20 protein-coding genes and 1 tRNA gene are annotated in these 22,008 nt (G+C 36.9%); 13 read left to right on the forward strand and 8 right to left on the reverse strand.

The features are described from left to right. Positions 1 to 86 precede the first annotated feature (86 nt). The gene (locus GJU43_RS08855; RefSeq protein ID WP_154340409.1) at positions 87 to 776 is read right to left on the reverse strand and encodes an NUDIX domain-containing protein; all 690 of its coding nucleotides are present in this window, start codon (positions 774 to 776) and stop codon (positions 87 to 89) included. A gap of 426 nt (positions 777 to 1,202) precedes the next feature. On the opposite strand from GJU43_RS08855, the gene GJU43_RS08860 reads away from it, so the two are divergent. From GJU43_RS08860 to GJU43_RS08885, 6 genes are all read left to right on the forward strand, one after another. Then, entirely contained in the window at positions 1,203 to 2,750 is a 1,548-nt protein-coding gene (locus GJU43_RS08860; RefSeq protein WP_154340410.1) for an alpha-N-arabinofuranosidase, read from the forward strand. A 179-nt stretch (positions 2,751 to 2,929) separates the two neighbouring features. After that, positions 2,930 to 4,621, forward strand: a complete 1,692-nt coding sequence (locus GJU43_RS08865) for a ribulokinase (protein ID WP_154340411.1) — start codon at positions 2,930 to 2,932, stop codon at positions 4,619 to 4,621. Further along, entirely contained in the window at positions 4,605 to 5,306 is a 702-nt protein-coding gene (locus tag GJU43_RS08870; RefSeq protein WP_154340412.1) for an L-ribulose-5-phosphate 4-epimerase, read from the forward strand. Before GJU43_RS08865 ends, GJU43_RS08870 begins: the two co-directional genes overlap by 17 nt. Positions 5,307 to 5,399: 93 nt before the next feature. Continuing rightward, a complete protein-coding gene (araA, locus tag GJU43_RS08875; RefSeq protein WP_154340413.1) occupies positions 5,400 to 6,908 on the forward strand; it encodes an L-arabinose isomerase in 1,509 nt (502 codons plus the stop codon). A 123-nt stretch (positions 6,909 to 7,031) separates the two neighbouring features. Beyond that, positions 7,032 to 8,216, forward strand: coding sequence for an aldose epimerase family protein (locus tag GJU43_RS08880; RefSeq protein ID WP_154340414.1), 1,185 nt, complete (start codon positions 7,032 to 7,034; stop codon positions 8,214 to 8,216). A gap of 261 nt (positions 8,217 to 8,477) precedes the next feature. After that, on the forward strand, positions 8,478 to 8,939 hold the full coding sequence (locus tag GJU43_RS08885) for an OsmC family protein (RefSeq protein WP_154340415.1): 462 nt from the start codon (positions 8,478 to 8,480) through the stop codon (positions 8,937 to 8,939). 184 nt (positions 8,940 to 9,123) lie between these two features. On the opposite strand, the gene GJU43_RS08890 is transcribed toward GJU43_RS08885, so the two are convergent. After that, positions 9,124 to 9,203 (reverse strand) — tRNA-Leu (locus GJU43_RS08890). Positions 9,204 to 9,492: 289 nt separating this feature from the next. On the opposite strand from GJU43_RS08890, the gene GJU43_RS08895 reads away from it, so the two are divergent. The 4 genes from GJU43_RS08895 (at position 9,493) to GJU43_RS08910 (ending at position 13,484) form a co-directional block, all read left to right on the forward strand. Next, positions 9,493 to 10,434, forward strand: coding sequence for a ribose-phosphate pyrophosphokinase (locus GJU43_RS08895; protein WP_127338170.1), 942 nt, complete (start codon positions 9,493 to 9,495; stop codon positions 10,432 to 10,434). A 137-nt stretch (positions 10,435 to 10,571) separates the two neighbouring features. After that, complete coding sequence (locus GJU43_RS08900; protein ID WP_154340416.1) at positions 10,572 to 11,183, forward strand: 50S ribosomal protein L25/general stress protein Ctc; 612 nt, start codon at positions 10,572 to 10,574, stop codon at positions 11,181 to 11,183. A gap of 927 nt (positions 11,184 to 12,110) precedes the next feature. Further along, positions 12,111 to 12,737 carry an aminoacyl-tRNA hydrolase gene (gene pth / locus GJU43_RS08905; RefSeq protein WP_154340417.1) on the forward strand — a complete coding sequence of 209 codons (627 nt, stop codon included), beginning with the start codon at positions 12,111 to 12,113 and terminating at the stop codon, positions 12,735 to 12,737. A gap of 138 nt (positions 12,738 to 12,875) precedes the next feature. After that, entirely contained in the window at positions 12,876 to 13,484 is a 609-nt protein-coding gene (locus GJU43_RS08910) for a superoxide dismutase (protein ID WP_154340418.1), read from the forward strand. 556 nt (positions 13,485 to 14,040) lie between these two features. Here GJU43_RS08910 and GJU43_RS08915 read toward each other — a convergent pair. The 4 genes from GJU43_RS08915 to GJU43_RS08930 form a co-directional block, all read right to left on the reverse strand. Further along, positions 14,041 to 15,939 (reverse strand): amidophosphoribosyltransferase, encoded by a 1,899-nt coding sequence (locus GJU43_RS08915; RefSeq protein WP_154340419.1) that lies wholly within the window; start codon positions 15,937 to 15,939, stop codon positions 14,041 to 14,043. An 82-nt stretch (positions 15,940 to 16,021) separates the two neighbouring features. Then, the gene (locus GJU43_RS08920) at positions 16,022 to 16,945 is read right to left on the reverse strand and encodes a PfkB family carbohydrate kinase (protein ID WP_154340420.1); all 924 of its coding nucleotides are present in this window, start codon (positions 16,943 to 16,945) and stop codon (positions 16,022 to 16,024) included. A 229-nt stretch (positions 16,946 to 17,174) separates the two neighbouring features. Continuing rightward, positions 17,175 to 17,576, reverse strand: coding sequence for a hypothetical protein (locus GJU43_RS08925; RefSeq protein ID WP_154340421.1), 402 nt, complete (start codon positions 17,574 to 17,576; stop codon positions 17,175 to 17,177). Continuing rightward, on the reverse strand, positions 17,560 to 18,147 hold the full coding sequence (locus GJU43_RS08930; RefSeq protein ID WP_154340422.1) for an RNA polymerase sigma factor: 588 nt from the start codon (positions 18,145 to 18,147) through the stop codon (positions 17,560 to 17,562). The genes GJU43_RS08925 and GJU43_RS08930 overlap by 17 nt, the downstream gene beginning before the upstream one ends. Before the next feature lie 277 nt (positions 18,148 to 18,424). Here GJU43_RS08930 and GJU43_RS08935 point away from each other — a divergent pair, with 277 nt between their 5' ends. Further along, positions 18,425 to 18,772 carry a DUF6249 domain-containing protein gene (locus GJU43_RS08935; protein ID WP_127338179.1) on the forward strand — a complete coding sequence of 116 codons (348 nt, stop codon included), beginning with the start codon at positions 18,425 to 18,427 and terminating at the stop codon, positions 18,770 to 18,772. A gap of 51 nt (positions 18,773 to 18,823) precedes the next feature. Here the strand turns inward: GJU43_RS08935 and rnhA are convergent, their stop codons facing one another. Together rnhA and purN are read right to left on the reverse strand one after the other, a co-directional pair. Continuing rightward, entirely contained in the window at positions 18,824 to 19,300 is a 477-nt protein-coding gene (gene rnhA / locus GJU43_RS08940; RefSeq protein WP_154340423.1) for a ribonuclease HI, read from the reverse strand. A 236-nt stretch (positions 19,301 to 19,536) separates the two neighbouring features. Next, positions 19,537 to 20,100 carry a phosphoribosylglycinamide formyltransferase gene (purN, locus tag GJU43_RS08945; RefSeq protein ID WP_154340424.1) on the reverse strand — a complete coding sequence of 188 codons (564 nt, stop codon included), beginning with the start codon at positions 20,098 to 20,100 and terminating at the stop codon, positions 19,537 to 19,539. Positions 20,101 to 20,275: 175 nt separating this feature from the next. Here purN and GJU43_RS08950 point away from each other — a divergent pair, with 175 nt between their 5' ends. Both GJU43_RS08950 and fabF read left to right on the forward strand, forming a co-directional pair. After that, entirely contained in the window at positions 20,276 to 20,512 is a 237-nt protein-coding gene (locus tag GJU43_RS08950) for an acyl carrier protein (protein ID WP_007137004.1), read from the forward strand. A gap of 242 nt (positions 20,513 to 20,754) precedes the next feature. Further along, on the forward strand, positions 20,755 to 22,008 hold the full coding sequence (fabF, locus tag GJU43_RS08955; protein WP_154340425.1) for a beta-ketoacyl-ACP synthase II: 1,254 nt from the start codon (positions 20,755 to 20,757) through the stop codon (positions 22,006 to 22,008).

Below are 22,008 nucleotides of genomic sequence, written 5' to 3' on the forward strand. Positions count from 1 at the left end.
TCTTGAAGCTGTCTTTTGTTCGTTGATAAAAAAAAATCCTGAGAGCGGAACTTTCAGGATTTGTTTTTGGCTTTTATGTTTAGAATTTACAAATTCAGCACAAAGTCATTCAATAGTTTTTCTTCATATTTTTCTTTATTGAAAGTATACAAATAAGAACCTTTACGGGAAGAGCCCATATCTTTTTCATCTAATTTATTTAAGATTTCAAGAGAATTAATTTTGCTGATAAAGTTTCTTTTATCCAGTTCTTTGCTTAGGATGGCTTCATAAAGTTCCAATAACTGACGCATGGTAAACTTTTCAGGCAGTAACTCAAAACCAATTGGTTTTATGGAGGTTCTGTATCGCAGTCTGCTTATGGCATGCTGCACCATTTCGTCGTGGTCAAAAATTAACTTTGGCATATCATTTATGCTAAACCATTTCGCATGATAATTCTGAATCAGTTCCGCATTATGGTTTTCAATATTAATCAGTGCATAATAAGAAACAGAAATAGTTCGCTCCACAGGATCGCGGTCAATCTCGCTGTAGGCATAAAGCTGTTCCATATAAATATCATTAAGACCGGTGTAGGTATTTAATATTCGGATAGCAGCATTGTCCAGTATCTCATCGCGCTTTAAAAAACCGCCAATAAGAGACCATTTCCCCTTCTCAGGCTCAAAGTCTCTTTTGATTAAAAGTATTTTCAACCCCTCATGGTCGAATCCAAAAATGATACAATCTACTGCTAATAAAGCTTTATCGGCAGAGCTATAAGTGTTTAGCATATTCTGTTATTTATTGGTAAATATATAAACTTCCGCATATGTTTTATAATCTATTAATGTTGATTTTACACTTAACGGAATTAAGGTAAAAAATAATGCCTTTATTTTTTAATTATTTAGGATCAAAATCAGACAGCAATCTTCGCTGATCGCCTTCAAATTTAGTGCAAAGTTATCTATTTGAATAAGATTTAAGCAAAAACCATTTTTAAATATTTTCAGCCAATATTTTATGAAATATGTTTTTATTAATAGTTAAACTGACCATTAGTTATTTTTTTAACTATATTTACAAATGTCAAATCAACACTTAAATGTTTTTCAATGATTTTTCAGGTTTAAACAATTCAATATAAATTCCTTTTTTTCAGAGCATATAATCGTCAAGTTAGAAGATACAAAAAACCTTATTTTAAAATAATCAATATGAAAAAGTCTTTTTTAATCTCATGCATTTTTACTTTTTGCAGTCAGATTACTTTTGCGCAAAAAGAAACTACGGTAATTTCGATAAAAACCATTTCGGATGCGCCAACTATAAATAAAAACATTTACGGTCATTTTGCAGAGCATCTGGGACGTTCTGTTTACGGCGGATTTTTTGTGGGGGATACGTCGAAAATCCCAAATACAAAAGGAGTTAGAAATGATATTATTAAAGCCTTAAAAGATCTGAAGATCCCAAATTTGCGATGGCCCGGAGGCTGTTTTGCCGATACGTATCACTGGAAAGACGGGATTGGTCCAAAAGAGCAAAGACCGACAATTGTCAACCAGTGGTGGGGCGGAGTAACAGAAGACAATAGCTTTGGGACCCATGATTTTTTAAACATGTGCGAATTACTGGGAGCCGAACCGTATTTGTCGGGAAATGTGGGAAGCGGAACTGTTCAGGAATTGTCAGACTGGATCCAGTATACCAATTTTGCAGGTAAAAGTCCGATGAGTGATTTGCGTAAAAAAAACGGAAGAACAGAGCCGTGGAAAGTTACCTATTGGGGAATTGGAAATGAAGCCTGGGGCTGCGGAGGAAATATGACAGCCGATTACTATGCCGGAGAATACCGCAAATATGCCACTTTTATGTCTGATTGGGGCAATAAAGAAGGGCTGATACGCATTGCGTCAGGATCGAATAGTGCAGATTACAACTGGACAGAAACTTTAATGAAAAGCATTCCCCTGAATCTTCTGGGCGGAATTGGAGTGCATCATTACTCTGTAATCAACTGGGATAAAAAAGGTGATGCTGTAGATTATACCGAGGAACAATATTTCAAAACGATGAAAGAAGCTTTGAAAATGGAAGAACTGGTCACCAAACATGCTGCCATAATGGATAAATACGATCCGAAGAAAAAAGTGGCGATGATTGTAGATGAATGGGGAGGCTGGTACGATGTTGAAAAAGGAACAAACCCGGGCTTTTTATATCAGCAAAACACCTTAAGAGATGCCGTTCTGGCCGGTGCAACACTAAATATTTTTAACAATCATGCTGACAGGGTACGTATGGCTAACTTAGCACAATGTGTCAATGTACTGCAGGCTGTAATTCTAACCGATAAAGCCAAAATGATCTTAACACCAACCTATCATGTAATGCAACTCTACAGCGTGCATCAGGATGCGACATTATTACCGATCAGTTTCAATTCGCCTTTGTATGCCTATAACGGAGAAACACTTCCTGCTATTTCAGTTTCAGCCTCCAAAGATAAAAACGGGCTGGTTCATATTTCACTGGTAAATATCGATTCAAAAAACAGCAATAAAGTTGAAATTGACACAAAAGACCTGGGGGTTAAAAACTTTTCAGGAAAGATTATAACGGCTAAAAAATTACAGGACCATAATTCATTTGAACAGCCGGATAAAATTATACCCATTGCCTTTAAAGACTTTGAAAATAAAAAAGGCAAACTCGAAATTACAATTCCGCCTTTTTCTGTAATAGTTCTGGAAGGAAAATAAAGATGAAATAATGGCAACACAACAAATGTAAAACTAATTTTTATTTTTTGTTTAGAGCCTAAATCCCTGTTTTGATGCATTATTTGTAAAAAAGTAAGAGGCTGGTTTTTATTAAGTGTTTTTAATACACTTATAAATTAATTATTTTTATATTTGTCAATCTTTAAAATAAATTCAGAATGAAAAATTACGTAATAGGATTGGACTACGGAACAGATTCTGTTCGGGCGGTGCTCATAGACACTGAAAATGGACAGGAGCTGGCATCGAATGTTTCTCATTATAAAAGATGGAAAAACAAACAATATTGTGACGCCGCTATTAATCAGTTTCGTCAGCATCCTCTGGATCATATTGAAGGGCTGGAAAGTACTATTCAAACTGTTGTAAAAGAAAGCAAAGTAGATCCTTTGTTAGTACGGGGTATCTGTATTGATACAACAGGATCTTCTCCTGTACCGGTTACCAAAGAAGGAATTCCGTTAGCCCTGACAAAGGGTTTTGAGGAAAACCCTAATGCGATGATGGTACTATGGAAAGATCATACCGCAATAAATGAAGCCAACGAAATCAACGAACTTGCCGTAAGCTGGGAAGGAGAAGACGTTACCAAATATGTGGGAGGAATTTATTCATCGGAGTGGTTTTGGGCAAAAATCCTGCACATCGCCAGAAAAGATGAAGCCGTTAGAAATGCTGCATACACCTGGATGGAGCACTGTGATTTAATGACCTACTTATTAATTGAGGATAAAGATTTAAAATCATTCAGAAGAAGCCGTTGTGCGGCAGGTCATAAAGCCATGTGGCACACCGACTGGAATGGCTTGCCTCCGGTAGAATTTTTAGAAAAATTACATCCGTACCTGTCAACACTTCGGGGCAATTTATATGATGAGACATATACTTCTGATTTAGTTGCCGGTAAATTAAGCAAAGAATGGGCAGATCGTTTAGGGCTTTCGACAGAAACAGTTGTCGCTGTGGGAACATTCGATGCGCACTCCGGAGCAGTTGGTGCAAAAATCGGAGAAAACACTTTAGTTCGTGTTATGGGAACTTCAACCTGTGATATTTTGGTTGGCTCTTATGATGAAGTAGGAACTAAAACCGTTCGCGGAATCTGCGGTCAGGTTGACGGATCTGTAATTCCCGGGTTTATTGGTTTAGAAGCAGGACAATCTGCTTTTGGCGATTTACTGGCCTGGTACAAAGAATTATTGCTTTGGCCAACAGATCATTTACTGATGGCTTCAACAGTTTTAAATGACGGACAAAAAGAACAATTAAGAGAAGAATTCAGTGATAAATTGATTGTGGAACTGACCAAAGAGGCGGAGAAAGTTCCGGTCTCAGAGAGTCTTCCCATTGCCTTAGACTGGATCAACGGAAGAAGAACACCAGATGCTAATCAGGAACTGAAAAGCGCCATTTCAAATTTGTCATTAGGAACAAAAGCGCCGCATATTTTTAAAGCCTTAGTAAACGCCATTTGTTTCGGAGCGAAAAAAATCGTCGATCGTTTTGAAGAAGAAGGCGTAAAAATCGACAGCGTTATCGGAATTGGCGGTGTTGCGCGAAAATCTCCTTTTATCATGCAGACTTTGGCCAATGTTTTAAATAAACCAATCAAAATTGCAGCATCCGACCAGACTCCGGCTTTAGGCGCTGCGATTTATGCAGCAGTGGCAGCCGGAATTTATCCAAACGTAATTGAAGCCAGTCAAAAAATCGGAAGTGATTTTGACGGGGAATATTTCCCTCAGTTAGACCAGGTAGCAGCCTACCACAAATTGCTGATTGGTTACGACCAATTAAGCGCTTTTGAAGATCCAACGATAAAATTGTCCCAACATGAGTTCTCGATATAAAGATTTAAAACAGGAATGTTACGAAGCCAACATGCAGTTAAATGCATTGAATCTGGTAGTATATACCTTCGGAAATGTTAGTGCGGTGGATAGGGAAAATGGCGTTTTTGCGATTAAACCGAGCGGTGTTCCTTACGAAGATTTAAAACCGGAAGATATTGTGATTGTCGATTTTGACAATAACATTATTGAAGGAACGATGCGTCCGTCATCAGACACCAAAACCCATGCATATTTATACAAAAACTGGCCAAATATTGGTGGCGTGGCTCATACCCATGCAACCTATTCGGTAGCCTGGGCACAATCGCAACGTGATATTCCGATTTTCGGAACCACACATGCCGATCATTTAACTTCAGATATTCCATGTGCACCGCCAATGTCAGATTCACTTATTGAAGGAAATTACGAACACAATACCGGGATTCAGATTCTGGACTGTTTCAAAGAAAAAAATCTTTCCTACGAAGAAGTAGAAATGATTCTGATCGGAAATCATGGTCCGTTTGCCTGGGGTAAAAATGCTGCAAAAGCAGTGTACAACAGCAAGGTTTTAGAAGTAGTTGCCGAAATGGCGTACCTCACTTTACAGATCAATCCAAATGCACCCAGACTGAAAGATTCACTGATAAAAAAACATTACAACCGTAAACACGGAAAAGATTCGTATTACGGACAGTAAATTAGATAAAAGAAAATAGAGTAAAGAATAGAGATTTTCGACGGTTTCAAAACCTGAAACAAAGAAAACCTGAAACAAAATAAACAAAAGAATATGATTGATATTTCTGAAAAAGAAGTCTGGTTTGTAGTAGGAAGCCAGGAATTATACGGTGAAGAAACACTAAGAAAAGTAGCAGAGCATTCGCAGATAATCGCAAAAGGATTAGACGGATCTTCTCATATTCCCGTAAAAGTGGTTTATAAAGAAGTTGTAAAATCTCCCGCTCAAATTTTAGATTTATGTTTAGAGGCCAATTCGACTAAAAACTGTATCGGAATTATTGCCTGGATGCACACTTTCTCTCCGGCCAAAATGTGGATCGGCGGGTTGAATATCCTTAAAAAACCATTGTGCCATTTACACACACAATACAACGCTGAAATTCCGTGGGGAAGTATCGACATGGATTTTATGAACCTGAACCAATCGGCACACGGAGATCGTGAATTTGGTTTTATCATGTCCAGAATGCGTAAAAAGCGCAAAGTAGTTGTGGGACATTGGGAAGATAACCGCGTTTTAAACAAATTAGGGGTGTGGACAAGAGTAGCTTTAGGATGGGATGAACTTCAAAACCTGAAAGTAGCCCGTATTGGAGACAATATGCGTGAAGTTGCCGTTACGGAAGGGGATAAAGTTGAAGCTCAGATTCGTTTCGGTCTGTCGGTTAACGGATATGATTCTTCAGATGTGACGAAACATATTGAGAAAGTTACGGATCAGCAATTAAACGATTTATTAGCAGTTTATGAATCTTCATACACTTTAACAGATTCTTTAAAACAAGGCGGAGCACAAAGAAGTTCTCTGGCTGAAGCAGCAAGAATAGAATTAGGTTTAAGGGCTTTCCTTGAAGAAGGAGGTTTTGGAGCCTTTACAGATACATTTGAAAATCTGGGCGCCTGGAAACAATTACCCGGAATTGCAACACAAAGATTAATGGCAGACGGCTACGGTTTTGGTGGCGAAGGCGACTGGAAAACCGCTGCGATGGTGAGAGCTTTGAAAGTGATGAATGTGGGTCTTGAAGGCGGAACTTCTTTCATGGAAGATTATACCTATCATTTTACACCACAAAAATCATATGTTTTAGGATCTCATATGTTGGAAATATGTCCGTCAATTGCAGAGGCAAAACCTTCTTGCGAAGTACACCCGTTAGGGATTGGAGGAAAAGAAGATCCGGCTCGTCTGGTGTTTAATTCACCTGCCGGGGAAGCTATCAATGTTTCATTAGTAGATATGGGAAATCGTTTCCGTCTGATTGTAAATGAAGTGACAGCCGTAAAACCAATGGCGGAATTGCCAAAATTACCGGTTGCCAGAGTTTTGTGGGATTGTAAACCAAACCTGGACATTGCAGCAACAGCCTGGATCCTGGCGGGGGGAGCACATCATACTGTTTACAGCCAGGCAATCACCACAGAATACATGGAAGATTTTGCAGATATAGCCGGAATCGAATTATTAGTTATTGACGAAAAAACGACCGTAAGGGAATTTAAAGATAAAATCAATGCCAACGAAGCATATTATCATTTGTTTCAGCACGGATTGTGATTTGAGGCATAAGGGTTCAGAGTGACATTGGTTCAGAGGTTTTTTATTTTGATTTAGAATTTGTTACTTTTAACTTTATACATCTAACAGCTCACTTTTTACAATACTTAAAAAACAATATTTATGAATGTATTAAAACGTTGTATTTATGGAATTAGCCTGTTTAGTCTGGCTGCAATTTCTGTTCAATGCAAAAACGATAAAAAAATGGATAAAACCACAATTTCTTCAGATAAAAAAGCAACAGTTACAATTGAAAAATCTTCTTATGGAACTACTTCAAAAGGGGAAAAAATAGATAGTTATAAGCTAAAAAACCAAAATGGGATGGAAGTAGATATCATCACTTTTGGCGGAATTATTACCGATTTGAAAGTACCCAACAAAGAAGGGGTTTCTGAAAATGTAGTGACCGGATTTACTTCTTTACAGCAATACGAGAAAGAAAATCCATTTTTCGGTGCTTTAATCGGCAGATTCGGAAACCGAATTGCAAAAGGAAAATTTACTTTAGATGGAAAAGAGTATCAATTGGCAATCAATAATACGCCAAATGCTTTGCACGGAGGGCCTAAAGGTTTTTTTAAAGTAGTCTGGAAAGCAGATGAGGTTAAATCCGGAGACACGGCATCTTTGAAATTATCCTATTTAAGCAAAGATATGGAAGAAGGTTATCCCGGAAACTTACAGGTTTATGTAACGTATACACTAACAAATGATAATCAGCTGGAAGTCCTTTACGAAGCAACAACCGATAAAAAAACGGTTGTAAACCTTACACAACATACGTATTTCAATTTATCTGCAGACTTTTCCAAAACGATTCTGGATCACGAATTAACGTTAAATGCAGATAAAATAGTTCCGGTTGATGCCACTTTGATTCCGACAGGAAAACTAGAAGATGTTTCCCATACACCTTTCGATTTCAGAACGCCAAAATTAATTGGAAAAGATATCGAAGTTAAAAATGAACAGCTGGAAAGAGGAAAAGGTTACGATCACTGCTGGGTATTGAACAATCCTGAAAAAGGCAAAACCATTATCGCAAAAGTATATCATGCCCCAAGCGGAAGAATTCTGGAAGTCACTACCGACGAACCTGGAATTCAGTTTTACTCCGGAAATTTCCTTGACGGAACTTTACCAACAAGAACCGGCGGTACATACGCACACAGAACCGGACTTTGTTTAGAAACAGAACATTATCCGGATTCTCCAAACCAGAAAGATTTCCCGACTACAGTTTTAAATCCCGGGGAAAATTATAAAACTAAAACTACTTTTAAATTCTCAGTGAAAAAATAGTTTTAGAATTTGTTTATTAGTTTAGTAATTCTCTAAGAAACCTTGAAAGTTATGCTTTCGAGGTTTTTTTATAGAAATTAAAGTGATAAAAAAGTTGCCACGAATTTCACGAATTAGCACAAATCAGGACGATTAATTTTAATTAGTGAAATTCGTGGCAGAAAACTTTGCGACTCTGCTCCCGATAGCTATCGGGATTGCGCGATTAATTTATTGAAGCCATATAAAAATAGTAACTTAGCAATAGTAAACGAAAACAAAATGCAACACCTATTTAAAGCAGAATTAGAATGGACTTCAAAACAAAATCAGGAAGATTCGGCAAAGCGATTTTACAGCAAAAGCCATCAAATTAAAATAGAACGAAAACCTGTTTTAAATGTCTCAGCAGCAAAAACCTTCAAAGGCGATCCGGAATTATACAATCCCGAAGATTTGCTTTTGAGCAGTTTGGTTTCCTGTCATATGATGTCGTATTTATATGTCTGCTCCCAAAACGGAATAGAAGTTCTCGAATATGCAGACCACGCCGAAGCGACGCTCGAAGTTTCTGAAGATGGCAGCGGACGTTTTGTTGAAGTTAGACTTAAGCCTGTAGTAAAAATTTCAAATCCGGAGCAAATTCAGCTGGCTTTAAGTTTACATGAAAAAGCAAATCAATTATGTTTTATTGCTAACTCGTGTAATTTTCCTGTTTTGCATGAGGCGTGTTGTGAGGTCTGAAACATGTTTTTGCTAAAAAGCGAGGTTTATAGACATAGCCAACGGTTTCAACCGTTGGAAGCAATGTCAGGAATAATATCTACATTTCAAATTTGCACAATCTGAACCCCAAGGTTGAAACCTTGGGCTATAGCGGAATAGCATAAAACCAAAAAAACCTCTTCCGTTAAGAAGAGGTTTTTTGTACCCGGAGCCGGAGTCGAACCGGCACGGTTTCCCACAGGTGTTTGAGACCAGCGCGTCTACCAATTCCGCCATCCGGGCTTAGCAGACGAAAAAACAATCAAAATTGATCATTTTAACGCAATAGAATGAAGTCATAAATGGCGTCATTCCTTTAACACGGTGCAAATGTAAAAAATAAAATTAAATGTGCTACTAAAAATACTTAAAATTTTCCTTTCAGTGTCCAATAAATTTTATAAATTTGCACCTCGTTAAAACGACGCACACACAACTAACTACACCCGAGGCATTTATATTTATTTTGTTTTACCCAAAATGGTAAAGCCAAATTGTACGGAGCGCAGCGGAGCAAAAACAACAAATTATAATGTCGCACCTAGAACCAGAAGCTAAAATTTTTGCTTGTTCACAAAGTGTTTATCTTGCAGAAAAAATTGCAGAACAATACGGGATTCCGTTAGGAAAAGTAACGATGTCAACGTACAGTGATGGTGAATTTCAGCCGTCTTACGAAGAGTCAATCAGAGGATTACGTGTTTTTATCGTGTGCTCCACATTTCCAACAGCCGATAATTTGATGGAATTGTTATTAATGATTGATGCTGCAAAACGCGCATCAGCAAGACATATTACAGCTGTTATGCCATACTTCGGTTGGGCAAGACAGGACAGAAAAGACAAACCCAGAGTTCCGATTGGAGCAAAATTAGTAGCTAATTTATTAGATGCTGCCGGAGCGACAAGAGTAATGACAATGGATTTGCACGCAGATCAGATTCAGGGGTTTTTCGAAAAACCGGTAGATCATTTATTTGCCTCTACAATCTTTTTACCATATGTAGAAAGTTTAGGATTAGAAAATCTGACAATTGCATCTCCGGATATGGGAGGTTCAAAAAGAGCATATGCTTATTCTAAGTTCCTTGAATCAGATGTAGTAATCTGTTACAAACAAAGAAAAGCAGCCAACGTTATCGACACTATGGAGCTTATAGGTGAAGTAAAAGGCCGTAACGTAATATTGGTAGACGACATGATTGATACGGGAGGAACATTAGCGAAAGCAGCCGACTTAATGATCGAAAAAGGAGCATTAAGTGTCAGAGCAATTTGTACACACGCTATTTTATCCGGTGATGCCTACGATAAAATTGAAAATTCGAAATTAAGCGAGTTAATCGTTACCGATTCAATTCCATTAAAGAGAGAGTCAAAAAAAATAAGAGTAGTGAGTTGTGCACCTCTTTTTGCTGAAGTTATGCACATGGTGCACCACAACAATTCCATAAGTGGAAAATTTATAATGTAATAAATGGCAATATGCTATAGGCTTTAAGCTTTAAGCATTAAAAAATGTCAATAAATTTATTACGAAAGAAAGCCTAAAGCGTATCGCCTAAAGCTTAAAGCAACAAGAATATTTATTAATAACTATATTTTTTTACAATGAAATCGATTACAATTAAAGGATCAGAAAGAGAAAGCGTGGGCAAAGTGTCAACTAAAGCCTTACGTAATGCTGGAGCGGTTCCTTGCGTGTTATACGGAGGAAATCAGGCAGTACACTTCTCAGCAGACGCTGCAGCGTTCAAAAACTTGGTTTACACTCCAAATGCACACACAGTTGTGATTGAGCTTGGAAAAGGAAAATCATTCAATGCAATTTTACAAGATATCCAGGTTCACCCTGTATCTGACAGAATTTTACACATTGACTTCTTTCAGTTATTTGATGACAAAGAAATCACTATGGAAGTTCCTGTAAAAGTGGTTGGTACATCTAAAGGTGTTCTTGCAGGTGGTGTTTTACGTTTGAACACTCGTAAATTAAAAGTAAAAGCTTTACCTAAAAATCTTCCTGATTTTGTTGAAGCTGACATTACTCCACTTGAAATGGGTAACAAATTATACGTTACTAAAGTTGGTGCTCCGGAATACAAAGTAATGCACCCGGACAACACAGTTGTAGCTCAGGTAAGAATCTCTCGTGCTGCTATGAAAGCTGCTCAGGAGGCTGCAAAAGCTGCAAAAGCTCCTGCAAAAGGAAAGAAAAAATAATTTTTTTCAAATCATACAAAAAGCATCAATCGAAAGATTGGTGCTTTTTTTTTGTTCCAAAGGTTCAAAGTTGCAAAGGTTCAAAGGAGGATAAGTTTACAGTATGTCAGGCTGAGCGAAGTCGAAGCCCCGTAAGTAACTCTGCAATCTAAAGGGAATATTTAGTAGCGTAGACTTCGACTACGCTAAGTTTGACAAAAATGCGAAATAAAAATCTGCTCCATTAGCCAAATCTGCGAGAAGATTTTAATCAATCTTTCAGGGGCAAACAAATTATATGAAACATTTTTAATTGTCAAATTTTTCAGAAGCAGAAACTGTCGTTTTTTCAAGACGAGACTTTCCTGCCATCCGCTATATCTTTTCCCTGCTAAAGAAGCAGGAAAAAGGATACCGCTTCTGTCAGGGCTAGCGAGAAGTTTAGTTTTTATAAGTTAAAGAGGTTCAAAGGGACAAAAGATGATAAGTTTGCAGTGTTTCCGACTTAAGCAAAAATGGAGCGATAAAAAATCTGCTCCATCAGCCAAATCTGCGGAAAACCTTTTTTCTTTGCGAGCCTTGCGTAAACCTTTGCGCTCTTCGCGGTTAATGACACAAATTTTCTAATTCACACATTTTCTAATTGACATTTTTTTAAGCAGAAACGTCAAAATGTTTAAAGCCCCAGGATTTATGAGTTTAAGATAAGTCTACAATATGTCAGGCTGAGCGAAGTCGAAGCCCCGCAAAATGTTTCACTTTAGATTGTCGGGTCAACTGTGCGACTTCGACCGCTCAGTCTGAAAAAAATTGAGGGATAAAAAATCGGCTCCATCAGCCAGATCTGCGGGAAAACTTTTTTAAACGACCTTTACGGAAAGCCTTCATAAAATAAATTATCTAATTAACCAATTGCCACATTCTCTAATTAATCTTACTTTTGCAGACATGATAAAATGGATAGCAAAACTGTTTTCATCAACACCAAAAGAAGAGAACACAGACAATATGAAGAAATATTTAATAGTAGGCCTTGGTAATATTGGAGCCGAATACGTAAATACACGACATAACATAGGATTTAAAGTCCTGGATTTTTTAGCCAGAAAAGAAAGTCTTTCTTTCGAAACCGTAAAATTGGGTGCTTTGGCTGAATATAAATTTAAAGGAAGAACCTTTTTCCTGCTTAAACCAAACACCTACATGAATTTAAGCGGTAAAGCCGTTAAATACTGGATGGATAAGGAAAACATTCCATTAGAGAATATTCTGGTCATTACAGACGATTTAAACCTGTCTTTCGGAAGCATCCGAATCCGGCCAAAAGGCAGTGACGGAGGTCATAACGGATTGAAAAATATAAATCTGGTTCTGAATACTCAAAATTACACCCGTTTCAGATTTGGGATCAGCGATCAGTTTAAAAAAGGACAACAGGTCGATTATGTTTTGGGAGATTGGGACGAAGAAGAAAAAGCAAAACTTCCGGAACGTTTAGAAGTTGCTTCAGAAATTATCAGGTCATTCGGAACTGCCGGATTAGAAAACACAATGACCACTTTTAATGGAAAATAAAGATTTACAGCTATTTAAGGCTTAAAAAATCAGATTATCAATTAATTAAATCAAATTATAACGAAATAGTATTTTCTATTCCAAAGTTAAATGTTTAAATTTGGGATAAATTATTATAAACCATAAAATCATAATATCATGGCTTTTGAATTACCACAATTACCTTATGCATATGATGCATTAGAACCACATATTGATGCCCGTACAATGGAAATTCACCATTCAAAACATCATAATGCATACACAACAAATCTTAATGCTGCAATTGCAGGAACAGATTTAGAGGGAAAAACAATCGAAAACATCTTAATCAATCTAGATAAATCAAACGCTGCAGTTCGTAACAATGGTGGAGGTTTTTACAATCACAATTTATTCTGGACTGTAATGAGCCCGGACGGTGGCGGATTACCAACAGGTGATTTGTTAGCTGCAATTGAGTCTTCTTTTGGAACTTTTGAAGAGTTTAAAGCAAAATTTGCTAAAGCCGGTGCGACACAATTCGGTTCAGGATGGGCTTGGTTAACAGTACACAAAGGAGGAAAATTAGAAGTTTCAGGAACTCCGAATCAGGATAATCCATTAATGCCGGAAGTAGGTAATGGCGGAACTCCGATTTTAGGAATGGATGTTTGGGAGCACGCTTACTACTTAAACTACCAAAACAGAAGACCGGATTATATTGAAGCTTTCTTCAGTGTGATCAACTGGACAGAAGTAGCAAGAAGATTTGCTTTAGATAAATAGTAGAGAACAGAGTATAGAATAAAGAAAATAGACGGATGACCTGAAGGTTATCCGTCTATTTTTTTTTATGCTTATTTTGGAAAGATTAACTGTAAAGGGCGCAAAGGTTTAGGCAGTGTTCGCAAGAAGATTATTAAGTTTAGCGAACCTTGCGTAAAACTTTGCGCTCCTTGCGGTAAAAGACCAGACTTTACACCAATAAAAAAGGCGGAATTTCTTCCACCTTTTTTGCCCCAAATCTACCATATACTTAACCTACTAATGTTATGGTGTAGTAAATGTAGAATAGCTATACTGTAATGCCAAATATTTTAGACGAAATGCAAATAAACCCGATGAAATACGTAATTTCTTACTTTGAATAATTTCTTGACTTTATTCCAATAAAAAAGGTGGAATTGCTTCCACCCTTTTTGCCCCAAATCTACCATAAACTTAACCTACTAATGTTATGGTTTCCCAAAAGTATTGTAGCTTTTCTATTTTGCCAAACATTTAGGATTAACGGCAAAAAAAACCGATGAAATGCACAAATTAACCTTTTGTTAATAATTTTCTAATACGCGCGGGCATCTTTTCCCTCATAAAAATTCATGAAAGCTCTGTTTACTACGCGATTTCCACCCGGTGTAGGATAATCTCCCGTGAAATACCAATCTCCCAAATTCTTCGGACATGCGATATGCAAATCTTCTACTTTTTGGAAAATGATTTTTACTTCAGCATTGATTTCCGGAGAACTTAGCATTTCGGCAATTTTATCTGAAATCTCTTCCGGTGTAAACTGATCATAAATAGCCGTTACATAATTAATAACATCTGTATCAGCAAAGTTTTCCTGTGCTTTACATTTGGCGTAAACTTCGTCTACTATATGGTATAAGTTTCTTTCTTTTAATAAAGCCAGTGCTGCTCTGAAAGCAACAAGACCTTCCAGTTTCGCCATATCAATTCCGTAACAGTCCGGATAACGGATTTGCGGAGCTGAAGAAACAATTACGATACGTTTTGGTTTTAGACGATCCATCATTTTAATGATACTCATTTTAAGAGTCGTACCGCGAACAATACTATCATCAATAATAACCAGATTGTCTGTCGGCTTGATTACGCCGTAGGTCACATCATAAACGTGTGCTACCAAATCATCACGGCTGCTGTCTTCGGTTATAAAAGTTCTTAGTTTGGCATCTTTAATCGCTACTTTCTCTGTACGGATTTTTACCGCTAATAATTCCTGTAAGGTTTCGGCAGTAAGCGTATTTCTGTTTTCTAAGATATAATTGTTTTTACGCTGATTCAGGAAATCCTGGGCAGCTTCAACTAAACCGTAAAAAGAAGTTTCAGCGGTATTCGGAATGTATGAAAAAACAGTATTATCGGTATCGCTGTCAATAGATTCAAGAACAGCAGGCAAAATTAATTTACCTAAGTTTTTACGTTCCTGATAAATTTCAGCATCGCTGCCTCTTGAAAAATAAATTCGTTCAAAAGAACAGGCTTTTTTAACAGTTGGTTCCAGAATTTGTTCCATCGAAACTTTTCCGCTTTTTTTGATAATTAAAGCATTTCCCGGTTCAATTTCCTGAACACTTTCAAAAGGTACATTAAATACAGTTTGAATAACTGGTCGTTCAGAAGCGACTACCACAACTTCATCATCCTGATAAAAGTACGCCGGACGGATTCCTGCAGGATCCCTAAAAACGAAAGCATCACCATGACCTAATAAACCGGCCATTGCATAACCTCCATCTAAATTTTTAGCCGAACGGGCTAATATTTTTGCGATATCCAGGCGTTCTGCAATAACAGGAGAGGCTTCTCTTTTAGAATAGCCTTCTTGTTTGCAGTCCTGATACAACTGCATTACCTCTTTGTCAAGGAAATGACCTATCTTTTCCATTACAGTAACGGTATCGGCCATTTCTTTCGGATGTTGTCCAAGCTCGACTAAGTTTTCGAAAAGTTCTTTAACATTTGTCATGTTAAAGTTACCTGCCAAAATAAGATTGCGGTGCATCCAGTTACTCTGACGTAAAAAAGGATGAACGCTTTCGATACTGTTTTTACCGAAGGTTCCGTAACGAACGTGACCTAAAAATAACTCTCCTATATAAGGTATGTTTGCTTTTTGTTTTTCAACATCATTTGCATATTCAGGATGCGCAGTCATTTCCTCGTTGATACGGTCATTGATCTGTGCAAAAACATCCTGGATAGGTTGCGAATGATTCGATCGAACCCTGCTGATGTAACGCTGCCCTGGTTCGACATCAAGTTTGATGCTGGCAAAACCGGCACCATCCTGACCACGGTTGTGCTGCTTTTCCATCATCAGGTACATTTTTTGTATCCCGTAAAAAGCCGTCCCGTATTTTTCTTTGTAATATTCAAGCGGTTTAAGAAGTCTGACTAAGGCTATACCACATTCGTGTTTTAACGCGTCGCTCATTTTTTTTGTATTTGTGTTGTTGTTGTAAGTTGTGTGTATTAACGTAATAAAAAAAGCCCCGTTTTATCGAGGCTCTCAGGCATTATATTTCTATGTCAAACTGAGTTAACGATTTAAATTGCTGTAATCGAATCGCTACTTCAGCTTTGCTTAATGTTTGCATCCTTTCGGTTCCAAATTTCTCTACGCAGAACGACGCCAGATTTGAACCATAAATAATTGCGTTTTTCATGTTCCCGAACGAGATGTTTTCGCTTTGCGCAATAAACCCTGAAAAACCTCCTGCGAAAGTGTCTCCTGCTCCTGTCGGATCAAAAACATCTTCTAAAGGCAATGCCGGTGCAAAAAATACTTCTCTGTTGTGGAATAAAAGTGCGCCGTGTTCTCCTTTTTTGATCACCACATATTTTGGTCCCAATTCCTGGATTTTGTTCGCTGCTTTTACTAGTGAATATTCTCCTGAAAGCTGTCTGGCTTCTTCATCGTTGATTGTGATAACGTCTACACGTTTAATTACCTCAAGCAATTCCGGTAAAGCACAGTCCATCCAGAAATTCATAGTGTCTAAAACTACTAATTTTGGTTTTTTCTCCATTTGGTCCAAAACACTGCTTTGTACTAACGGATGTAAGTTTCCTAACATCACAACATCAGCATCTTTATAGTTTTGAGGAACTTTTGGCTGAAAATCAGCTAAAACGTTTAGTTCTGTTACCAGAGTGTCTCTTGAGTTTAAATCGTTGTGGTATAAACCGCTCCAGAAAAAGGTCTTTCCGCCTTTTACAATTTCGATACCGGAGATATCAATATTTTTTGAAGTCAGTAAATCTAAATGTTCTTGAGGAAAATCGTCACCAACTACAGAAACAATGGCCGATTGCAGGTTGAAAAAAGATGCTGATAAACCAATGTACGTTGCAGCACCACCTAAAATTTTATCTGTTTTTCCGAAAGGAGTTTCAATCGCGTCGAAAGCAACTGTTCCAACAATCAATAATTTATTCATTTTATGAATTTCGAATTAGGGTGCAAAGATACTTCATAAGTTGCAATATTGCAACGGTTTACACTCTCAAAATTTTCATAAAAAAACAATATCGTTTTCGGGTCTAAAACTATTGTAAATGAGTAAATTATATTGGAATCAACGGAATGCTTAAAATAGGATTTCCGGATTTAAATCGCAAGTTTTATTTTTGAAAAAATTGCGTTTTTTTACTCATAGTATACCTTATCTACAACTCATACTTCTTATCAAAATAATTCTTCAAAACCCCAATCTGAATTAAAATCATAATGGGTACTATTAAAACCGCATACAATATGTTTTTAGAAAAATGAATTCCGGAAAACAATCTAGCCGGTTTGTCCAGATTTAAATACAATTGTGGTGTCTCTAAAGTAGAAATGTTGTTATTTGCATAAAGACAATAAACAATCAAAGCGGTTAAGCCTGCACCTATAAGAATCCAGGTTGTTTTAGAAATCAAAGGTTTGTAAACTTTGGTTTTGCTTTTTTCAGCCGCTAAAATCTGATCCATTATTTTTGAAGTGAAGTCAATAGATGGTGATTCCAAAGTACTTTCGGCCATCATTTTATCAATAAGATTCTCTATATTTTTATCGCTCTCTTTCATAATACTCCAGTATTTCGGGTTCTAATTGCTTTTTAAGGATAACAGCTAATTTTTGTCTGCTTCTGAATAATTTTACCTTGGCATTGTTGGCTGAAACATTCATGATTTTTCCAATTTCTTCTAAGCTCTGATCGTCAAAATAAAACAAGGTAAGTATAATATTGTCTTCTCCGGGCAGCAAATTTAAACAATTCTGAATGGTCTGCTTTCGTTCTTTGTCTTCTAAAGCACTCAGCGCATTGTCCATTGTTTTTATCAAATGTGCCGAAAACTCATCGATCGAAATATTGTTTTCTTCTTTTTTGCTTTTCTTCAGACGATCTAAGCAGGTATTGTAAGCGATTTTATAACTCCAGGTTGAGAATTTCGAATCGCCTTTAAACTTGCCCAAAGAATTGTAAATCTTAATAAAAGTATCCTGTGCCACTTCCTCGGCTTCTTCGCGGTTTTTAACCATTTTGAGTGCCAGACTAAAGATCATATCCTTATAACGATTCACTAGCACGGCAAACGCATTGTGGTCGCCTTGCAGAATTAAATCGATATAATGTTGATCATCTAATGTACTCATATTATATAGGACGACCGTTTGTTTGATTAGGTTACAGTGAATGTGAAAAAAAAATCAATATTTTTAAAAATCCAAATCCCAATATTGAAATTCCAAATTCCAATTAGTACACATGAAAATCAGGACTAAGATTATAGCGCTATACAATAAACTCAAAGTTAAGGGTAATTTCGTTGGAATTTGGATTTTAAAAAATTGAAATTTTCACCAAAACCTGTAACCTAAATGAAACACCCCTCGTCCTATGGGTATATCAATCAATTAAAAATAAAATATTATGTTACCAGGAATTTTAATACCACTTAGTTTTTTTCTAATGATCTTCGGGATTGTTTATCTTATTTATTCCACCAGAAACCGCGAACGACTGGCACTTATAGAAAAAGGTGTCGATGCCAGTATTTTTTTACAAGGCAGGGAAAAAGGGGTTTCGGCCTGGAAAATCTTAGTTGTTAATTTGGCTTTTTTATTAATTGGCAGCGGCGTTGGGATTTTTCTTGCCTTGCTGATTACAACTTACACCTCTTTAGAAGATGGTGCTGTTTATCCATCCATTATCTTTATCATGGCAGGAATCGGACTTTTGACCGGATTTAAAACCGCAAAAGACCTGGACAAAGAATAAGTTAAGAATTTAAGTTAGTACAAAAAATGCATCCGCCGCGGATGCATTTTTTTATTCTTTAGATCCGATGGTTTCGTAATAAACATCTACAGAAAGTTTGGGCTGCATGGATGCCATAACTGCCAATTGGTCGCATCGTTCGTTTTGCGGATGATTGTTGTGGCCTTTGATCCATTTGAAATCGACCTGATGTTTGCGGTAGACCACTAAAAAACGTTTCCATAAATCCGGATTTTTTCTGCCGGCAAATTTCTTTTTTTCCCAGCCTAAAACCCATTTTTTCTCAACGGAATCCACGACGTATTTAGAATCAGAAATCACCAAAACTTTCATATTCGGGTTTTTTAATTTCTCTAAACCAACGATTACCGCCAAAAGTTCCATTCTGTTGTTTGTGGTAAGACGAAAGCCTTCGTAAAATTCCTTTTTATGCGGTGTTCCAACCAATTCCATGACTACGCCATAACCCCCGTTTCCCGGATTTCCTTTCGCAGCGCCATCAGTATATATATGTACTTCGTGATTCATTTTTTTTTTTAGACTTCTTAGATCGTTAGATATTTAGACTTCTTAGATTTTTGGATCGTTAGAATTTGGATTTTTGGATTGCTGGATCTTTAGACGGATTAGAATGTAGGATTTTAGACGTCCTGGATTTTTATTAGAAATGCTTAAATACTTCCAATGTCTAACTAATGTAAATAATCCAATAATCTAACAATCTAAAGATCCAACAATCTAAGAAGTCCAACATTCTAAGAAGTCTAATCTTCTAACAATCTGGAAATAATTTCCGGAAAATACTTTTGTTCCAATTCATGAATCTTTTCGGCTACAGTTTCCGGTGTATCTTCTTCGGTTAGCAACACATTTTTCTGAAAGATGATACCGCCTTCGTCATAATGTTCATTTACATAATGAATGGAGATTCCGGTTTCTTTTTCCTTATTATTTACTATTGCCCTGTGAATGTGCATTCCATACATTCCTTTTCCGCCGTAATTTGGTAAAAGGGCAGGATGAATGTTGATAATTTTATGCGGATACTGTTCAATTATGTGATCCGGAAATTTCAAAAGGAAACCGGCAAGGACAATCAGATCCGGGTCGATTTCCTGTATTTTTTGCAGTAAATTTCTTTCTAAAAGTTCATTTTTAGAGAAGATTTCGACAGGAATATGATGATTTTTGGCTCTTTCGATAACTTTTGCCGAAGCATTATTGGTAAAAACCGAAACGACTTTTGCGATTTTGGTTTTTGCAAAATGTTTTATAATATTTTCGGCATTACTTCCTGATCCTGAGGCAAAAACAATAATTTTTTTCATAATCCAATTTATTTTGAGAATGCAAAAAACGGAATAAAAAACGAAAATAAATAGTATTAAAAGGGCTTTCTTGAAATTAATTTTATAAATTAGTGTCACATTTATAAACTAAATAGTTGTTTTAAAATAAAGTTTTTTATTTTTGCCAACAAATTAAATTCTAAAATTAAAGATTATGTCAGACATTGCATCAAGAGTAAAAGCGATTATCGTAGACAAATTAGGCGTTGACGAAAACGAAGTTGTAACAGAAGCAAGCTTCACTAATGATTTAGGGGCTGACTCATTAGACACTGTTGAGCTTATTATGGAATTCGAAAAAGAATTTGATATCCAAATTCCAGACGATCAAGCAGAAAACATTGCTACTGTTGGTCAAGCTATTTCTTATATCGAGGAAGCTAAAAAATAATAATACCACACCCGATTTCTAAAAAATCCCAATTTTTGAAATTCCAAACTCCAATTTTGGAATTTGACTTTTGAAATTTGAAATTTGTTAAAAATCGGGTGTTATTATTTTTTTAAAATTTAAAATTCGATTGGTTTTCAATCAAAAAGATATATTTATATTGTAATACCCATAGCTCTTAAAGTAACACTACAGTTAAGAAAGCATGGGTTTTATTTGTTTAAAGTACAAAATACATATTTATGACGTTAAAGCGAGTTGTTGTAACAGGATTAGGTGCTCTTACTCCTATCGGGAATAATATCCAGGATTATTGGGAGGCACTTTTGAATGGAGTTAGCGGAGCCGCTCCTATCACGTATTATGATACAGAAAAGCATAAAACGAAATTTGCCTGCGAAGTAAAAAACTTCAATATTGAAGATTACATGGATCGCAAGGAATCCCGAAGATTAGATAAATTTGCGCAATATGCTGTTGCTGCCAGTGATGAAGCCATTAAAGATGCCGGACTTACGAATGATAATATCGACAAAACAAGAGTAGGTGTGATCTGGGGAGCAGGAATTGGTGGTTTGGAAACGTTCCAGGAAGAAGTAATTTATTACGCCAAAGGTGACGGAACTCCAAAATTCAATCCGTTTTTTATTCCAAAAATGATTGCTGATATTGCTCCTGCGCACATTTCAATGCGTAATGGGTATATGGGGCCAAATTATACTACGGTTTCTGCATGTGCCTCTTCTGCAAATGCATTAATAGATGCTTTCAACTACATTCGTTTAGGAATGTGTGATGTTATTGTATCAGGTGGTTCAGAAGCTGCGATTACTATTGCAGGTATGGGAGGTTTTAACTCTATGCACGCTTTATCTACCAGAAATGAAAGCCCTGAAACAGCTTCAAGACCTTTTGATGCCACCAGAGATGGTTTCGTTTTAGGAGAAGGAGCAGGAGCTTTGGTTCTTGAAGAATACGAACATGCAAAAGCCAGAGGCGCAAAAATTTACTGCGAAGTTGGCGGTGGCGGAATGTCGTCTGATGCTTACCACCTAACAGCACCACATCCGGAAGGAATTGGAGTGATTGCGGTAATGAAAAATACATTGAGAGATGCCGGAATGAACCCTGAAGATGTAGATCATATCAACACGCACGGAACTTCTACTCCATTAGGAGATGTAGCCGAACTAAAAGCCATTAGTGCTGTTTTCGGAAGTCATGCAAAAAATATCAATATTAACTCCACAAAATCTATGACAGGACATTTACTGGGTGCTGCCGGAGCTATTGAAGCAATTGCTTCTATCCTGGCAATGAAACACGGAATTGTTCCTCCAACGATTAACCATACGGTTGTAGACGAAAACATTGATCCTGCACTAAATCTTACTTTAAACAAACCTCAAAAAAGAGAGGTAAATGTTGCCATGAGTAACACTTTTGGTTTTGGTGGACACAATGCTTGTGTATTGTTTAAAAAATTAGCTGACTAG

It is taken from the genome of Flavobacterium sp. LC2016-23, from assembly GCF_009674775.1.
GTDB lineage: Bacteria > Bacteroidota > Bacteroidia > Flavobacteriales > Flavobacteriaceae > Flavobacterium.

What these genes read in the sequence shown, in the direction of transcription:
- purN (WP_154340424.1), bottom strand. Translation starts at nt 20,100, where the DNA reads ATGAAAAAAATTATTGTTTTTGCCTCAGGATCAGGAAGTAATGCCGAA.
- GJU43_RS08925 (WP_154340421.1), bottom strand. Translation starts at nt 17,576, where the DNA reads ATGAAAGAGAGCGATAAAAATATAGAGAATCTTATTGATAAAATGATG.
- GJU43_RS08865 (WP_154340411.1), top strand. Translation starts at nt 2,930, where the DNA reads ATGAAAAATTACGTAATAGGATTGGACTACGGAACAGATTCTGTTCGG.
- araA (WP_154340413.1), top strand. Translation starts at nt 5,400, where the DNA reads ATGATTGATATTTCTGAAAAAGAAGTCTGGTTTGTAGTAGGAAGCCAG.
- GJU43_RS08915 (WP_154340419.1), bottom strand. Translation starts at nt 15,939, where the DNA reads ATGAGCGACGCGTTAAAACACGAATGTGGTATAGCCTTAGTCAGACTT.
- GJU43_RS08880 (WP_154340414.1), top strand. Translation starts at nt 7,032, where the DNA reads ATGAATGTATTAAAACGTTGTATTTATGGAATTAGCCTGTTTAGTCTG.
- rnhA (WP_154340423.1), bottom strand. Translation starts at nt 19,300, where the DNA reads ATGAATCACGAAGTACATATATATACTGATGGCGCTGCGAAAGGAAAT.
- GJU43_RS08930 (WP_154340422.1), bottom strand. Translation starts at nt 18,147, where the DNA reads ATGAGTACATTAGATGATCAACATTATATCGATTTAATTCTGCAAGGC.
- GJU43_RS08900 (WP_154340416.1), top strand. Translation starts at nt 10,572, where the DNA reads ATGAAATCGATTACAATTAAAGGATCAGAAAGAGAAAGCGTGGGCAAA.
- GJU43_RS08860 (WP_154340410.1), top strand. Translation starts at nt 1,203, where the DNA reads ATGAAAAAGTCTTTTTTAATCTCATGCATTTTTACTTTTTGCAGTCAG.
- GJU43_RS08920 (WP_154340420.1), bottom strand. Translation starts at nt 16,945, where the DNA reads ATGAATAAATTATTGATTGTTGGAACAGTTGCTTTCGACGCGATTGAA.
- GJU43_RS08885 (WP_154340415.1), top strand. Translation starts at nt 8,478, where the DNA reads ATGCAACACCTATTTAAAGCAGAATTAGAATGGACTTCAAAACAAAAT.
- GJU43_RS08855 (WP_154340409.1), bottom strand. Translation starts at nt 776, where the DNA reads ATGCTAAACACTTATAGCTCTGCCGATAAAGCTTTATTAGCAGTAGAT.
- GJU43_RS08935 (WP_127338179.1), top strand. Translation starts at nt 18,425, where the DNA reads ATGTTACCAGGAATTTTAATACCACTTAGTTTTTTTCTAATGATCTTC.
- GJU43_RS08950 (WP_007137004.1), top strand. Translation starts at nt 20,276, where the DNA reads ATGTCAGACATTGCATCAAGAGTAAAAGCGATTATCGTAGACAAATTA.
- fabF (WP_154340425.1), top strand. Translation starts at nt 20,755, where the DNA reads ATGACGTTAAAGCGAGTTGTTGTAACAGGATTAGGTGCTCTTACTCCT.
- GJU43_RS08895 (WP_127338170.1), top strand. Translation starts at nt 9,493, where the DNA reads ATGTCGCACCTAGAACCAGAAGCTAAAATTTTTGCTTGTTCACAAAGT.
- GJU43_RS08870 (WP_154340412.1), top strand. Translation starts at nt 4,605, where the DNA reads ATGAGTTCTCGATATAAAGATTTAAAACAGGAATGTTACGAAGCCAAC.
- pth (WP_154340417.1), top strand. Translation starts at nt 12,111, where the DNA reads ATGATAAAATGGATAGCAAAACTGTTTTCATCAACACCAAAAGAAGAG.
- GJU43_RS08910 (WP_154340418.1), top strand. Translation starts at nt 12,876, where the DNA reads ATGGCTTTTGAATTACCACAATTACCTTATGCATATGATGCATTAGAA.